This window comes from Spirosoma sp. KUDC1026, from assembly GCF_013375035.1.
Classification (GTDB): domain Bacteria; phylum Bacteroidota; class Bacteroidia; order Cytophagales; family Spirosomataceae; genus Spirosoma.
Window position 1 is genome coordinate 2,494,067 of sequence record NZ_CP056032.1, and the last position, 14,748, is coordinate 2,508,814.

Annotated in this window: 18 protein-coding genes; 9 read left to right on the forward strand and 9 right to left on the reverse strand. The window is 50.4% G+C overall.

All coding sequences use genetic code 11. The annotated features are described in order from the left end of the window. The first annotated feature begins 13 nt into the window (after nt 1-13). Together HU175_RS10440 and HU175_RS10445 are read left to right on the forward strand one after the other, a co-directional pair. Entirely contained in the window at nt 14-208 is a 195-nt protein-coding gene (locus tag HU175_RS10440; RefSeq protein WP_176566539.1) for a hypothetical protein, read from the forward strand. Nucleotides 209-270: 62 nt separating this feature from the next. Further along, a complete protein-coding gene (locus HU175_RS10445) occupies nt 271-765 on the forward strand; it encodes a Rad52/Rad22 family DNA repair protein (RefSeq protein ID WP_176566540.1) in 495 nt (164 codons plus the stop codon). A 44-nt stretch (nt 766-809) separates the two neighbouring features. On the opposite strand, the gene HU175_RS10450 is transcribed toward HU175_RS10445, so the two are convergent. From HU175_RS10450 to HU175_RS10460, 3 genes are all read right to left on the reverse strand, one after another. Continuing rightward, a complete protein-coding gene (locus tag HU175_RS10450; protein ID WP_176566541.1) occupies nt 810-1,958 on the reverse strand; it encodes an acyltransferase family protein in 1,149 nt (382 codons plus the stop codon). 204 nt (nt 1,959-2,162) lie between these two features. Then, the gene (locus HU175_RS10455; protein WP_176566542.1) at nt 2,163-4,361 is read right to left on the reverse strand and encodes a M28 family peptidase; all 2,199 of its coding nucleotides are present in this window, start codon (nt 4,359-4,361) and stop codon (nt 2,163-2,165) included. Between the two features lie 135 nt (nt 4,362-4,496). Then, nucleotides 4,497-5,213 carry a LolA family protein gene (locus tag HU175_RS10460; protein ID WP_176566543.1) on the reverse strand — a complete coding sequence of 239 codons (717 nt, stop codon included), beginning with the start codon at nt 5,211-5,213 and terminating at the stop codon, nt 4,497-4,499. Between the two features lie 159 nt (nt 5,214-5,372). Between HU175_RS10460 and HU175_RS10465 the strand changes: the two genes are divergently transcribed. The 5 genes from HU175_RS10465 (at nt 5,373) to HU175_RS10485 (ending at nt 8,786) form a co-directional block, all read left to right on the forward strand. After that, nucleotides 5,373-6,596, forward strand: coding sequence for a nucleoside permease (locus tag HU175_RS10465; RefSeq protein ID WP_176566544.1), 1,224 nt, complete (start codon nt 5,373-5,375; stop codon nt 6,594-6,596). A gap of 58 nt (nt 6,597-6,654) precedes the next feature. Further along, complete coding sequence (locus tag HU175_RS10470; protein WP_176566545.1) at nt 6,655-6,852, forward strand: hypothetical protein; 198 nt, start codon at nt 6,655-6,657, stop codon at nt 6,850-6,852. Then, entirely contained in the window at nt 6,843-7,334 is a 492-nt protein-coding gene (locus tag HU175_RS10475) for a DUF6036 family nucleotidyltransferase (RefSeq protein ID WP_176566546.1), read from the forward strand. Before HU175_RS10470 ends, HU175_RS10475 begins: the two co-directional genes overlap by 10 nt. Nucleotides 7,335-7,352: 18 nt before the next feature. Then, the gene (locus HU175_RS10480) at nt 7,353-8,138 is read left to right on the forward strand and encodes an exodeoxyribonuclease III (protein ID WP_176566547.1); all 786 of its coding nucleotides are present in this window, start codon (nt 7,353-7,355) and stop codon (nt 8,136-8,138) included. Nucleotides 8,139-8,207: 69 nt separating this feature from the next. Further along, complete coding sequence (locus tag HU175_RS10485) at nt 8,208-8,786, forward strand: pseudouridine synthase (RefSeq protein WP_176566548.1); 579 nt, start codon at nt 8,208-8,210, stop codon at nt 8,784-8,786. 75 nt (nt 8,787-8,861) lie between these two features. On the opposite strand, the gene radC is transcribed toward HU175_RS10485, so the two are convergent. The 3 genes from radC to HU175_RS10500 all read right to left on the reverse strand — a co-directional run bounded on the left by radC (nt 8,862) and on the right by HU175_RS10500 (nt 10,452). Then, nucleotides 8,862-9,557, reverse strand: coding sequence for a RadC family protein (gene radC, locus HU175_RS10490; RefSeq protein ID WP_176566549.1), 696 nt, complete (start codon nt 9,555-9,557; stop codon nt 8,862-8,864). A gap of 118 nt (nt 9,558-9,675) precedes the next feature. Next, nucleotides 9,676-9,948, reverse strand: a complete 273-nt coding sequence (rpsT, locus tag HU175_RS10495; protein ID WP_176566550.1) for a 30S ribosomal protein S20 — start codon at nt 9,946-9,948, stop codon at nt 9,676-9,678. Nucleotides 9,949-10,053: 105 nt separating this feature from the next. Further along, on the reverse strand, nt 10,054-10,452 hold the full coding sequence (locus HU175_RS10500) for a Dabb family protein (protein ID WP_176566551.1): 399 nt from the start codon (nt 10,450-10,452) through the stop codon (nt 10,054-10,056). A gap of 102 nt (nt 10,453-10,554) precedes the next feature. Here HU175_RS10500 and HU175_RS10505 point away from each other — a divergent pair, with 102 nt between their 5' ends. Beyond that, nucleotides 10,555-11,562 carry a zinc dependent phospholipase C family protein gene (locus HU175_RS10505; RefSeq protein ID WP_228724392.1) on the forward strand — a complete coding sequence of 336 codons (1,008 nt, stop codon included), beginning with the start codon at nt 10,555-10,557 and terminating at the stop codon, nt 11,560-11,562. On the opposite strand, the gene HU175_RS10510 is transcribed toward HU175_RS10505, so the two are convergent. The 3 genes from HU175_RS10510 to HU175_RS10520 are packed head-to-tail and all read right to left on the reverse strand — an operon-like array spanning nt 11,559 to nt 13,247. Next, nucleotides 11,559-12,035 carry a hypothetical protein gene (locus HU175_RS10510; RefSeq protein ID WP_176566553.1) on the reverse strand — a complete coding sequence of 159 codons (477 nt, stop codon included), beginning with the start codon at nt 12,033-12,035 and terminating at the stop codon, nt 11,559-11,561. The genes HU175_RS10505 and HU175_RS10510 overlap by 4 nt on opposite strands. Continuing rightward, complete coding sequence (locus HU175_RS10515; RefSeq protein ID WP_176566554.1) at nt 12,028-12,318, reverse strand: hypothetical protein; 291 nt, start codon at nt 12,316-12,318, stop codon at nt 12,028-12,030. The genes HU175_RS10510 and HU175_RS10515 overlap by 8 nt, the downstream gene beginning before the upstream one ends. Before the next feature lie 59 nt (nt 12,319-12,377). Next, nucleotides 12,378-13,247, reverse strand: a complete 870-nt coding sequence (locus HU175_RS10520; protein ID WP_176566555.1) for a sugar phosphate isomerase/epimerase family protein — start codon at nt 13,245-13,247, stop codon at nt 12,378-12,380. A 128-nt stretch (nt 13,248-13,375) separates the two neighbouring features. Between HU175_RS10520 and HU175_RS10525 the strand changes: the two genes are divergently transcribed. Then, nucleotides 13,376-14,572 (forward strand): class I SAM-dependent rRNA methyltransferase, encoded by a 1,197-nt coding sequence (locus HU175_RS10525; protein ID WP_176566556.1) that lies wholly within the window; start codon nt 13,376-13,378, stop codon nt 14,570-14,572. Nucleotides 14,573-14,748 lie beyond the last annotated feature (176 nt).

Sequence of the window (14,748 nt, forward strand, 5' to 3'; positions counted from 1 at the left end):
ATAAGTTAACCGTATGGTCAAACCGATCCATCCTCAATATATTACCGATGAACAGGGTAACCGAGTTTCGTTAGTTCTGCCTATTCAGCAATTGTTGCTATTGCTGGAAGAGCTAGATGAGCTTGAGGATATCCGTTTATACAACGAAGTCAAGGGACGTAATGAGACGACTATCTCGTTGGCAGACTACAGACAGAAACATCAATAAAGGAAGGCTGAACCGGGAGCTTCTCCCAAAGAATCATACAAACAACAAGTAAACAACAACTAATGGAATTAAACGTATTAACTGCCCCCCTGACTACACACGAAGTTGAATGGCGGGTGCAAAGCCAGACAAAAGACGGTCAGAAGATTGTCGTAGTCCCCTACATTACGAATCGGTGCGTTATGCAGCGGTTTGATGAGCAGTTCGGCTGGGCCGGCTGGCAGAATGAGATCAAAGAGATTGAAGGTGGTTTTCTGTGTACAATCACGGCCGTGCTGCCCGGTGGGGAAATCGTCAGAAAAACCGACGGCGCCAGTCGTACGGCAGTTGAGCCCGTAAAAGGGGGAATCAGTGATGCGATGAAACGTTGTGCCGTTCAGTTTGGGCTGGGCCGGGCGTTGTATGACTTCCCGAAAGTGCTGATCCAAACCACCGACAAGTACATTCCTGACTGGGCCAACCCGTTGCTGGACAAGATGGTCGAGAAGATCAACGCCGGCGGAATTGTTCGCGACGTTGTGGTCTTGAAACCGGAACACGCGAAAGCAACCCGATAAGTTTAAAATAAGAACGGGCCGTCAGTTGACGGCCCGTTCTTATTTTATGCGGCTACGCTAGTTGTATCAGTATGGTCAATCAACACAGGCTGAGGAGTTTCCTGCTTCCGCTGGCGACGTTTGCCGAGTTGCAGGGCCGGTTTCTCAATCAGCTGATACGTAATGGTGGAAACGCAGACAGTGACTAAAACGATCAGCAGGAATTTGAGATGAAAATTTATAACGTTTGTGGTGAGATTTTCCACCGGTATGAACTCACGAGGCATAACCTGATTCATCCAGAATAAAACGCCAAAATGGGTCAGGTAGGCGCTGTAACTTACTTTGCCGACGTATTCCGTCGCACGGTTAACTAGCAGCCAGACCGGCCGTTTAGCTAAACCGACCAGCAGCAGAATGAATCCGATGCTGCCGTAAAAATGGAGTGTATGGGGCAGTTCGAGACCAATATGGTGACCCAGTTGCTTGCTTACTACTACAAAGGCCAGTACACTCAGGGCGATTATACCCGTGTACGGCTTGATCCGGTAATCGTTGCGGACAATCAGGAAATATGCGATGATTCCACAGCCAAAAACGGGTAGTTGGAACGGCAGGTAATAATACAGGTAGTTTGCCTGTAGGCCGGGAATTGAAATGTTGATCAGCAAAGCTGTCAGACAAAATCCGAACAGGAGCGCACAACTGGTAAACAGCACTGCGCGGTTCAGGGACGTAATGCGGGTAAATAAGTAAGGCACCAGGGCGTAAAACAGCACCTCGACGCCAACCGACCAGCCCCCCGGAATAATGCTGTTGATCCATACGGAGTTCAGCCCGTGAATCAGGAATACATTAGCCAGGATATTGGTGGTGTTACGCTCGACAAAGGTCGTAACCGATAGGTGTTGCGTATAGGCCAGCTGACATATGTAATAGATGATCGCAACGTAATAAAGTGGAGCAATCCGAACGTAGCGTCGGCGGAAGAAAGAAGTTGCCCCTGTTTCGCCGGTGTTACGCTTCTGCTGTGACAAGAAAAGCGTGAAGGCGCTCAGTACGTAAAAGAGCTGTACACCCATCGCGGCCGGGGAACCCAGGGTGTCCATCAGCGAATAAAAAGTAGTGTCGCTGAAATGATACAGATGGCAATGGAACCAGATAACACTCAGAATAGCGAGGCCGCGCAGGGCATCAATATACGCTAATTTCATTTTTTGCCAGATATAGGTGGAATAGGGGAGGTACTAACCTCTCTGGCAAATCTATAAGAAGCGATCTGTTTTATGCTATAACCAGACGTATGATTAAAGTCTTTATTTATCTAGCGGATTGTAATATGCTATAAATCAACGTTTATATATTGAAAAAATCTGGCTCGGTATGAAAAAAAGTTACCGAGCCAGCCTATCTTTTAACTATCTGTTTCCGCCACCAATGGCCGAGGGCGAGCCCATTCCCTGCGAAAGAGTCATCAATTTGTCGCTTAACGTCTGAATGGCTTTTTTGTAACGTCCCTCAATATCAGGCAGATTCGCCGTTGATTTGATCGATGCTTCGTAGAGCAAGGCGGGAAGCATCCAGGATGCGTAACCGCTGTTTGGGTCTGAGGACGCGTAGAGCGATCGGTACCAGGCGCCAAAAGCATTTCCTTTCGGATCGATGAACGACCGTTCCAGCAACCGCAGCTCCTTATTCAATTCAACCAGTTTATCTGTCCGGCCCGCTTTGAGGTAATTCTGACGGGCTAATTCGCAGGCATCGGCGTTTTTTTTCATGTCGGCAACGGTACTGAGCAGTGGCGCAATGGAATACGTGGGTGCATACGCCTGAATCGCTTTTTCGGCCGCTTTCAGGTGCACTGCCAGATCGGTTGGGTAACGTGCTACGTCGTAGGGAACCAGGTCGGCGTTGGCGAGACGGAGCGTCATCGTGCCAACGATCTGTTCCATCATCGGTCCCATTTTGTAAGTCGGGTCGGAGAACTTGTCGTAGAAGTACAGATCATCATACTGCGAGTGGTACAGTGTCGGACCTTCCATGCCCGCACTCAGCGCCGGAATACCGATGTGCATATACGGAGCAATGTGGTCTGAGCCGCCACCTAAGTTACCAATCGATGGCTCTCCCGCCTGAACCGCCGGAGCCGAGGAGCCCGTTACGCGGGTTGGATTGTTATTGGCATTATTCCCCAGCCAGGTCTGATAAACCGTTTTGTTTGAATCCGGATAGTCTACCGACTGCGTGGCCTCGATAATCAGCTTTTTCATCGACGGTGATGCACTGGCTCCGAACTTCCGGCCCGAAACAGCTGCGTCGTAATTCATGTAGGCCACCGCCTTCTGAGTCAGTTCATCGCGGAACTGCTCCGACCACTCGGCCGAACCAATAACACCGGGTTCTTCGGCATCCCAGTGACAGACTTTGATGGTACGCCGGGGTTTTTGCCCCGCTTTCGCCAGTTTGCCCAGCGATTCGGTCATACTCAGCAGCATCGCCGTACCCGAGTTAGGGTCCGTAGCGCCATACCCCCAGGCATCGTAGTGGCAGCCCGCAATGATCCACTCGTCGGGGAATTCACTGCCGGTCAGCGTACCAACCACCTGATAAATGCGCTGGATGGTTTTTTCCTGCCTCACCATCAGCCGAACTTTTAGGTCGGGACCACCTTCCAGCCGGTACGTGTAGGGCAGACCGCCCTGCCAGCCCGCCGGTACAGCGCGCAGACCCGTCATGCGTTTCAGGATTTCGGTCGCCGAACCATACGGGAGGGGCGTTACCGGAATTTTGTGCAGACCAACGGCATTCTGATCCAGCCGTTTCGGGGTATTCTTGGCGTCCATCGGTAAGGCTGGCTCACCGGGTGTCAGGGGGTCACCCGTGTAGGGTGTAGTCAGCAGGGAGCCGCGCTGAATGACGCTTTCGCTGTAAAAAGGGCCTTCGGGAAACGTCAGCCCACGCATATACCCCGAATCGGCGGGGTCGGTAAAGATAATGACGCCAGCCGCACCGGCCGCCTGCGCAAACTGGGCTTTGTAACCCCGGAAGTTACCCCCGTAACGGGCCAGCACAATCTTGCCTTTGACCGGAATGCCCATAGCTGCCAGTTGTTCAAAATCCTCCTTACGGCCGTAGTTGGCGTACACGACCTCGGCCGTTACGTCGCCGGAGCCCGACCAGGCGTTGTAGCCGGGTGTCAGGCGTGGGTCGCTGCTGTACTTGTCTTCTTTGAACAGAAACTCCCGAATGTTGAGCGGCTGCCGAACTGGGTTCACCAGTTCAACGGCAATATCGCCGGGGCCTTTAGGCAGCAGGACATCGTGCGGATAAATATCGACCTGCCAGCCCGCCTTGCGCATCGTTTCGGCAATGTAATCGCGCACTTTCTCGTTCTCGGGCGAGCCGGTAATGTGCGGGGCGCTGCACAGCTTCTCAAGGTGATTTTTGAACGCAGCCGACGACTGTTTACTCTTGAAGTCGGCTTCGATCTTTAACTGTGTTGCCTGCCGGGCGGGCGTAAATCCGGTGAGGGTGGTCGTTTGAGCCCAGGAAGACGTCAGGGTAGAGGCTACCAGAAACGCTGTTCCTAGCTGGGTACGGAGGTAGGTGTCTTTCATGTAATTTAGGTTGTATACTGCTCAAATATCGGTTTTTTATGTGGCAATGATTGTGAAAGGTAGATTAATATTTGGAATAAAAGAAGAGGGTGCCAGTCGGCACCCTCGCATACTAATCCAGACGTAACGGATCGTTTATTTAGGCTTGGTAAATACCGCCGGGTCGATAGTTGTATTGAAGGCAACGTTCGTTACCGTCGCCGTAACCGGGACCGGTACGCTGGGAATGGTCATTTCGCTGGTGTAGGGTACACTGATACCGTCTACAGGTTTGTAATTGGAGTAGGTCGAGGTGGTTGTAACCTGTTGCCCCTGCGCGTTAATAACGCCTTTAGTGCCCACCAACTGATACGTACCAGTGTCCAGGTAATAGTTGAACACCCCTTCCGGCCGGGTGACTTTCAGGTTGAATACATCCTTGTTTTTGAATTTTTCCTTACCTACCAGTTCATACGGATAGTTGTTGGCTTTCAGGTAAGCCAACTGAAACATGTTCGGCTCGGTAGTGCCTTTGGCCGCTTTAATGGCGTCGGCGGGTAAATCCTGCGCGTTGCCACCCTGCATAGGGTTGATCATCCAGCCCGTGTCGCCATCGATTACGTTCGTGATCTGCTGTCCCATGACCGATACGTCGCTACGTACTGATTTACCCAGTACGTATACCGTTTTGGATGTCAGTTCCATCCCCTGAATAGACATGGTCTGGTCGTACTGCATCGTTTTGATGGCAGCAAGTTTATCTGCTCCACCCAGAGCGGTAACGTGTTTACTGATAATATCGTCGGCGGTCTGGGCAAACACTAACGCAGGCAGAGCCACTATAGCCAGGAGCGTGAAGAATTGTCTTTTCATAAAAAGTCAGGTCAAAACCGGCCCAAATGTAATGAATTTGCCTCCTCCAACGGGTGATTCAAATCAGGACCTGGAAGCCGTAACTGCCTGTTGTTCGTTTGGATGGCTGACCGCCGTTTTTTACCTTCATCCGCGCAAACGCTTAACCAACATTTTCCCATGTCAACAGCAACCCGGGTAAAATTGTCCATTATGATGTTTCTCCAGTTTTTTGTCTGGGGAGCCTGGTATGGACAAATGAGTAAATATCAATTGGTACAACTACATTCCACTGGTGATCAGGTCGGAAATGCTTACACGACTTTCTCGCTGGCTATGCTGGTGGCGCCATTTTTCGTGGGGCTTATTGCCGATCGTTACTTTGCCGCTCAGAAAGTTCTGGGTATCCTCAACCTACTGGGCGCTGTGGTGCTCTATTTCATTACGCAGAATACCGATGCCGACAATTTTCTGTACCTGATTCTGGCCTACTGCCTGACGTTTGCGCCAACCCTGGCCCTGACGGCTTCGATCGCCCTGCAGCAAATGCGCGTTCCTGAGAAGGAATTTCCCGGTATCCGGGTGCTGGGTACGGTTGCGTGGATTGTCGTAACGAACATTGTTGGGTATTACGGCTTTGGCGACAAAGTAGCTATTTTCCAGCTGGCAATGTATTCGGCCGCTATCTTGGGCGTTTTTGCATTCTTCCTGCCCGATACACCACCTAAACCAGCAACGTCAACCTCCGTATCACAGATTCTGGGGCTGGATGCGTTCAAGCTTTTCAAAGATCGTTCGTTCGCTATTTTCTTTCTGTCGTCGGTGCTGGTGTGTATCCCTCTGTCGTTCTACTACGCTATGGCCAACCCCTCGCTGACGGATGCCGGGATGCAGAACGTTGAGAACAAAATGTCACTGGGGCAGGCGTCAGAGTTCTTTTTTATGCTCATGATTCCCCTGGCCTTTACGCGGCTGGGCGTTAAGAACATGATCATTGTTGGGCTGATTGCCTGGATTGTTCGCTTCCTGATGTTTGGGTATGGTGATGCGGGTTCGGGCGAGTGGATGTTCTACATCGCTATCGTGCTGCATGGCGTCTGCTATGATTTCTTCTTCGTGACGGGCCAGATTTACACGGACAATAAAGCCGGCGACAAGATCAAATCGTCGGCGCAGGGGCTCATCTCGCTGGCGACCTACGGCATTGGTATGGGAATCGGCTCGAAGCTGTCGGGTATCGTGCTGGATATGTACACCCGTCCGGACGGTACCAAAGACTGGCTGTCGGTATGGCTGGTTCCGGCGGCCATTGCCGTTGTCGTGCTCATTATCTTCGTGCTTTTATTCTCCGACAAGAAGAAACCAGTTCCATCGGAAGGTGAGCTGGTAACGGGACCGTTATAAAATATGAAAAATGAGAAAGGGGTGGAGATTTTGTCTGCCCCTTTTTAGTTTTGTCTATATGGAAAAGAAACGACGAATTACGTTTTACACTAATCTGAACGGCCCCCACGAGGATCAGATTCGGGAGCAGGTAGCTATGACTCCAGAAGAAAGGTGGCAGGTATTTTTGAAATTACGTCGTATGTATTATGGTCTGGTTGGTGACCCACCTAAACTAGAAAAAAGTATCACTGTTTCGCAACCGTCATGGATGTAGAAAACTCTGAGTTTTTAGAATTTGTAGCAGTTGCCGATGATTGTCAGGTAGAATATATCCTGATCGGTGGGTTAGCGCTGATCTTAAATGGAGCGGTGCGATTTACGCAGGATGCTGATCTTTGGCTAGAACCAACAAACGAAAACAGAGATCGTTTTATCAACGCTTTGTTGGCGTTTGGTTATGACGAAGAGATGGTACGGGGGATGCGCGAAGCAGATTTTACACAACCGAAAGCGGCACGTATTCATGACATACCCATGGATGTATTAACCAGCGTTCATTATCGATTAGACTATGCCGCCTGTAGAAAACGTGCTAAGCCGTTTATTACCAAGGGCGGTCAGACTATCTATTTTCTTCATATCAACGATCTGCGAGAGACAAAAGTCCTGGCCCGTCGAACTAAAGACCTGAATGATATCATTATGATTGATGAAATCATTGAGGAAGTAAAAAAGCAGGGTGGCTCGCTGGACTGACTGCTTGTTTCGTTTCTTATGCAACTTATTTCATACAATATAAACGGTATCCGGGCGGCTATTCGCAACGGGCTGATCGACTGGCTCAGTACCCAACAGTTTGATATTCTTTGCTTCCAGGAGGTGAAAGCCACCCACGACGTTGTCGATCTAAAACCGTTCGAGGAACTGGGTTATCAATACCACTGGCATGCCGCCGAGAAGAAAGGCTACTCGGGTGTCGCTACGTTCTCGAAGCAGGTGCCAACGAATACCGTTTCGGGGTGTGGACTCCGCGTATACGACTGCGAAGGACGAATCCTGCGCACTGATTTCGATGACCTGACCGTTCTGAACTGCTACTTTCCGTCGGGCACAACGGGCGAGTTGCGGCAGGGGGTTAAGATGGAGTTTTTGCGTGATTTCTTCAACTACGTGGCTGAATTGCGAAAAACACGGCCGAAGGTGATCGTGGTTGGCGATTACAATATCGCGCACAATGCCATTGATATTCACGACCCCGTACGTAACAAACACACGACCGGCTTCCTGCCCGAAGAGCGGGCCTGGATGGATCAGTGGTTTGCCAGCGGCATGACGGACGCCTTTCGCTACAAGCACCCCGACGACGTAGCCTACAGCTGGTGGAGCTACCGCGCCGGTGCCCGAAGCGGTAACAAAGGCTGGCGTATTGATTACGCATCCGTTACGGACAACCTGCGGGACCAGATCATCGACTGCCAAATGCTCCCCGACGCCGTCCACGCAGACCATTGCCCGGTACATTTGACAATGAGCAATTCTAAAGAGCGAAAGAGTGAATGAGTGAAAGAGCGGTTGCTTACGCGTCAGCCTATTCGCTCTTTCACTCATTCGCTCTTTCGCCTTTGAATCATGTATTACCTCATTTACAAGCCCTACCTCATGCTCTCCCAATTTTCGAATGAGGGCGATAAGCTGACGCTGGCGGATCTGGCGTTTGATTTCCCATCGGATGTGTACCCAGTAGGGAGACTCGATGCCGACAGTGAAGGGCTGCTGCTGCTTACCAGTGATAAGCAACTCAATCACCGCCTGCTGAACCCAAAGTTTCGGCACAACCGGACGTACTACGTTCAGGTCGATGGGGCGCTAACGACCGAAGCCTGTCAGCAACTGTCGGATGGCGTTACCATATCCGTCGATGGGAAGAAATACGCTACGTTACCAGGCAACGCACAGCCTCTTGCCGAACCAAATCTGCCCGACCGCAATCCGCCTATTCGGTATCGCGCTACCATTCCAACCTCCTGGCTGGCTATCTCGCTGCACGAAGGCAAAAACCGACAGGTCCGTAAGATGACGGCTGCTGTCGGTTTTCCAACGCTTCGGCTGGTGCGCTGGGCTATTGAAGGACTGACCGCCGAGGGGATGCAGCCGGGCGATGTCCGGGAGCTGAGTCGGGCAGAAGTTATGCGCGGATTGCGTTTATGAACGTTGGCAAAGTTGGTCGCTTTGATTAGCAACCGTAGATGAGTTAAAACAGTACCAACGGTCACGATCGCTAGCTTATAAAACTCCTTCGTCAGCAAAGCTGTAGTAAGCTTTGTCGGTGAAGATAAGGTGGTCCAGTACGGGAATATCCAGCAGACGCCCGGCGTCTTTAAGTTTTTTGGTCAGGTCTTTATCTGCCTGGGAGGGCGTCAGGTTGCCCGATGGATGATTATGAAGCAGAATCATTGATGAGGCCAGGTGCTCCAGCGCCTGCTTAAAAATAATTTTCGGGTCGGCAACCGTTCCCGACACCCCCCCGGTACTGATCTGAACGGGGCGAAGCACTTCGTTAGCCCGGTTCATCAGTAAAATCCAGAACTCTTCGTGGGGTTTATCGATCAGGTGTGGGATCATCTCGTTGTACGCATCGCGGGAGCAGGTAATCCGGGCGCGTGTCGGGCGGTCCTGTTCCTTGCGCCGACGACCCAGTTCGAGCGCGGCCACAATACTGATGGCTTTGGCCTCGCCAATACCCCGAAACTTCGACAGGTCTTTGATGCTCAGCTTGGCCAGTTCGTTGAGGTTGTTATTGACGCTTTTGAGAATGATCCTGGCCACATCAACGGCCGTCAGGTCGACGGTGCCGGAGTTAATGAGAATAGCAATCAGTTCGGCTTCGGAAAGGGCGGCTTTTCCTTTCAACATCAGTTTCTCGCGGGGACGATCTTCTTCGGCCCAGCTCTGGATGTTGCCGGATGTTACGTAGGTCATGGAAACGAGTAGGTTACGGTAGAATTTCGTTTCCAAAATGCATAAAAAAACCTTACCCGCAACTAGGTAAGGTTTCTGAAAAACAAGTCCGTATAGGACGGAACAAAAACGCAGTAGCTTACGCCTGAGCAGCAGCTGGTTTCAGGTTGTTCACAAAACGAGCCAGCTTCGATTTATTGTTCGACGCTTTGTTTTTGTGAATGATATTCCGTTTTGCCAGTTTATCCAGTGCCGACGAAACCGATTTGAATAGCTCAACAGCCATTGCGTGATCGGTCGTAGTACGTAGTTTCTTTACCATGTTCCGGGTGGTTACGTGCTGGTAACGGTTCAATAACCGCTTTTTCGCACTCGACCGGATTGCCTTTTTTGCTGACTTATGATTTGCCATCGATATGTAATAATAAAATCGTTATCGCGATATGAGGGCGCAAAAATAAGAAATTCGGGGAGAACAACCAATAGTTCGCCCCGAATTTCTTAATGATGTACGTCTTTACTGGCGAATATCTGCGTTGATTGTCAACGTATTCGCCCAGGTTGCCTTGTTTTCAGTCAGGAATTGCCTATAGACGGTGCTGTTTTCAAAAAGCTTGATGTCGTCCTCGCTCTGAAAGGTCAGATAATGAACGACGTCATAATCGGCCGTTGATTGATTGGGCAGGATCGTACGCCCTGATTTGTAGCTGATAATTTGCGGAACCTCGTGTTTCATCATCGCGAAGGCGCTCATTTGTTGTTCAACCGCTTTAGTATCAACACCATTTTTGTATTTGATGCATACAATTTGTTGTTTTTGGGCCTTTCTTGCCGGTGAGTAGGCACCATAAACCGTTAGGGCAAAAGCACCCAGTAACATAATAATTAAAGTGTAGCCTTTTACTTTAGCATTCATAATTAGTGTATTTCCTGATAAGTCAAAATAAAATTCCGAAAACACGGACATTCAAAATATAATAATTAAAATAATTATAAATAAAGTACCATGTTTCTGCAAATGTACAACAGATTTATTCTGATTCTTGTTCTGCTTGCGCTTATTTATTCTTTGTCGGCTCAGGCTGCCAGGCTGAAATCAAATCGTAAACAGCCACAGTGGGGTTTTTATGCACACAAGCAGATTAACCGATTGGCAATCTTTACGTTGCCACCGGAGATGATGCCTTTTTTCAAGAAGCACGTTGATTTTCTGACCGATAATGCGGTGAATCCAGACAGGCGCCGGTACGCAGTCGTGGGCGAAGCGCCCCGCCATTTTATCGATCTGGATGCCTACGCCGATACCAGTGCTGTTACGTTGCCCCGATACCATAAGGATGCCGTCAACCAGTACGGAGAGGATACCCTGGCGCTGCATGGCGTCGTACCCTGGCAGATTCAGCTAACGAAATACCAGTTGACTGAAGCGTTCCGACAGCGGAATGTTCGTCGGATTCTGCGCGTAGCCGCTGATCTGGGACACTACATCGCCGATGCTAATGTGCCATTACACACGACCCGTAATTATAACGGGCAGCTAACGAACCAGCAGGGAATTCACGGCTTCTGGGAGTCGCGGTTGCCGGAGTTATATAGTCTTGATTACGATGTACTAACCGGCCAGGCTGAGTACGTATACGCACCCCAGAAGCAGGCCTGGCGTGCTGTGTTCAATGCCCATGCCGCCCTGGATTCGGTGCTGCGATTTGAGCAGGAGTTGACGGCGGCAGTGGGAGAGAACCGGAAATACGGATTCGAAGAACGTAACGGGCAGACGACAAAAGTATACTCCGCTGATTTTTCGCGGCAGTACCATGAACGATTGCAGGGGCAGGTTGCCCGGCAGATGCGGGCGTCGATCAAGATGATCGGTGATTTCTGGTACACCTGCTGGGTTGATGCCGGGCAGCCTGACATGCGGGCGCTCGCTAACTATGAACTGACCGAAATCGAGCAAACAGAAGATGCCGAGGAGAAAAAAAACTGGTTACAGCGGTTGTTCTCGGCGCGGGAGGAAGGAAATTAATGATTGATCTTACCAAACAGAGTTGCCAATTGCTGGAACTCGGTAAAGCTTGTTTGACCACAATAAGCTAGTGAGCCTTTAATCCGAATCGTAATTGTCAGCGATTTTGTGCCGCTTGGTTTTTCTAATTGTTCTGCCAGCATAAGCGCCAGCCGCTGACGTTCGATAGCGAATAAATGTTTCCAACTTTGTTCGTGTCGGATTAAGAATACGTAAGTGATATCCGGTGTAGAGCCAACGCGAAGCTGCTCGCGGGGAAGATTAAACTGAGCGTTGTAACTTCCCTTATATAGTCTGGCCTGTGCAGTTTTTACCTGAATCCGGCTGAGGTTGCCGTCTGTATCTCTGACGACAAAAATGTCGTCTCCACGGTCAACTTCCGGAATAGCAACGTTCCATCCCAGCATCAGAAATTCGGACATGACAAACAACTGCCCTGCCTTTCCGATGTAGTTATTAAACATTTTACTCATTCCGGTAGCTGAAAACCAGATCGTTAGTGCGGGGGTCGATGAAGTTAACAGGTCCCACCGTTTTAATCGTCTCGTCATCCAACCCCAATAGAATAGGCAGGACAAATCGTTCTACCCGATTGTGGTATGTTTCGAAGTCAGATTTGGTGTCATAATTGACAAAAACGCTGCCTGACGGATGGGCATTCGGAAATTGCTCGTAGAAATTCTTCCGGGACAGGGGAGACAGGCTGTAAGTTACGCCATCCAGTTGCCGGTTTACGTAAACGCTGATAGGAGACATGGTCGTTTTTAGCCAAAAATAAGTCAAAAGGGCCATCCGAAGACGACCCTTTTCGCCAATTAAACCGTCAGTTTTTTCATGTACTCGGCATCGTTTTTCATGCTGATCATAACCTCTTGTGGGTATTCTTCTTGTTCAACGATGAAATACTTAATGCCGCTGTCCATAGCCGTACGTAGCGTTTTCTTGAAATCGACGGCGCCTTTACCCAGATCGTTCTGAACAGGTTTGCCGTTTTCTTTTGTGTAATCTTTAATGTGGCACAGTTCGTAGCGTTTGCCGTATTTCTTCAGATGCGCTACGGTATCGACGCCCGCTACGTCGATCCAGCACAGGTCCAGCTCGAACATAACGTTCTTCGGATCGGTGTTAGCCAGCAGGTATTCCTGCGGCAGTTTGCCGTCGAGGGGTTTGAATGAGTAGTCGTGGTTGTGGTAACCGAATTTCAGACCGGCTTTGCGAACCTGCTCACCAGCTTTGTTGAAGTCGTCGGCAATTTTCTTCCAGTCGTCGAACGACTTCTGCGGGCCAATGTATGGGCAAAGAAGATACGACAGACCGGCTTCGCTGGCCATATCAATGCTTTTCTGGAGGCCACCGGGTTCGTCGAAATGCTTCCGGAAGTTGAAGTGCGTACTGATCATTTTAACGCCCAGATCGTTCAGGAACGACTTGCTATCCTTCGGCGTCATGCCCCACAGAAAGCCCTGTGGCCCTTCATAGCTCTCAAACTGTTTGTAGCCCATCTGCGCCAGCTGGGTCATAATGCCTTTCGGATCCTTGGGTAATACATCACGGACACTGTACAACTGGACACCGAATGGATCGATGGTTTTAGCCAGGGGGCGGGCCAGTAAGTCTGTTTGGCTAAGGGTAAACGCACCAGCGGCCATCAGACCAGACTGTTTCAGGAAATTACGTCGTTGCATGAGTAAAAGGTTTCTTTCATTTAGAAACGCAAAGTACAGCGGGTTCTACGTAAATCAAACGGTGTTTTTTCCGGACGGGGTTCTTTGCAGCGTTTCGGACGTATCTTTGCCCACTTTTCCGGATACCAATGACATTCACGAAAATTTTCCTGCAAGCTGGTCGTGATGAAGCCGTTCGTCGGTTTCATCCCTGGGTATTTTCGCGGGCAATCGGTCGTTACGAGGGAAATCCCCACGATGGCGATGTAGTAGAAGTATATGATCGAAAGGGAAATTATCTGGCTACGGGGCACTACCACGATGGGAGTATTGCCATTCGGATTTTCTCGTTTGCGGCCACCGCTGGCGGTCGTGTGATCCCTGATGTTGACTACTGGACGCAGAAACTGAGCCGGATCCGTAGCATCCGTCAGGCTATTGTAACCGGTGATACCAACTGCTATCGACTGGTTCACGGCGAAGGCGATGGCTGCACCGGACTGATCATCGATATGTACAACGGCGTAGCCGTATTTCAGGCGCACTCCATCGGCATGCACCGCGAGCGCGCACTTGTTGCCGAAGCGCTCAAAAATGTCTACGGCGATGAGTTGAAAGCTGTGTACGACAAGAGCGCCGAAACGCTTCCCGATGAATACGGCGCAACGGTGATCAACGGCTATCTCTACGGTGTGGTGCCTGTACCGCATCCGGTGAAGGAGAACGGTAATACGTTTATGATCGACTGGATTGCGGGGCAGAAAACGGGTTTCTTTCTCGATCAACGCGACAACCGGGATTTGCTGGCGAAGTACGCACACGGGAAAAAGGTCCTGAATGCCTTCTGTTATTCAGGCGGGTTTTCGGTCTACGCGCTCAACGCTGGGGCCAGTCTGGTTCACTCCGTCGACGTATCGCAGAAAGCCATCGACCTGACCGATCAGAACGTAGCGGCCAACTTTGGCGAGGATCGTACGGAGCACGAAGCCTTCGCCGACGACGTAATGCATTACCTGAAAAACCATGACCGCCAGTATGACGTTGTTGTTCTGGACCCACCTGCTTACGCCAAGAGCCTGTCGGCGCGGCACCGGGCGGTGCAGGGTTACAAACGACTGAACACCGAAGGATTGCGCCGGGTGGCCAAAGGCGGGATTCTGTTTACGTTCTCCTGTTCGCAGGTGGTGGACCGGGAGTTGTTCTACAACACAATCGTGGCGGCTGCCATTGATGCGGGTCGGCAGGTGCGGGTGCTGCATCACCTGAGTCAGCCCGCCGATCACCCCGTTAGTTTGTTCCATCCCGAAGGTGGTTACCTGAAAGGATTGGTTCTCTGGGTGGAATAAATGAAAAAGAGGAGCGAGGAAAAACGGTTATAAAGAGTAGCAGAGGGCTTTCAATTCGGCTGTCTCTGCCTTTTTCCCGCTTGTGTCTCCATTGTTCCGTTTTTCCGCTAATTTTGGGCCTTACACAGACGCCCGAACCTGTTTTTTTTGTATAACCCGACATATTCATAGCTACC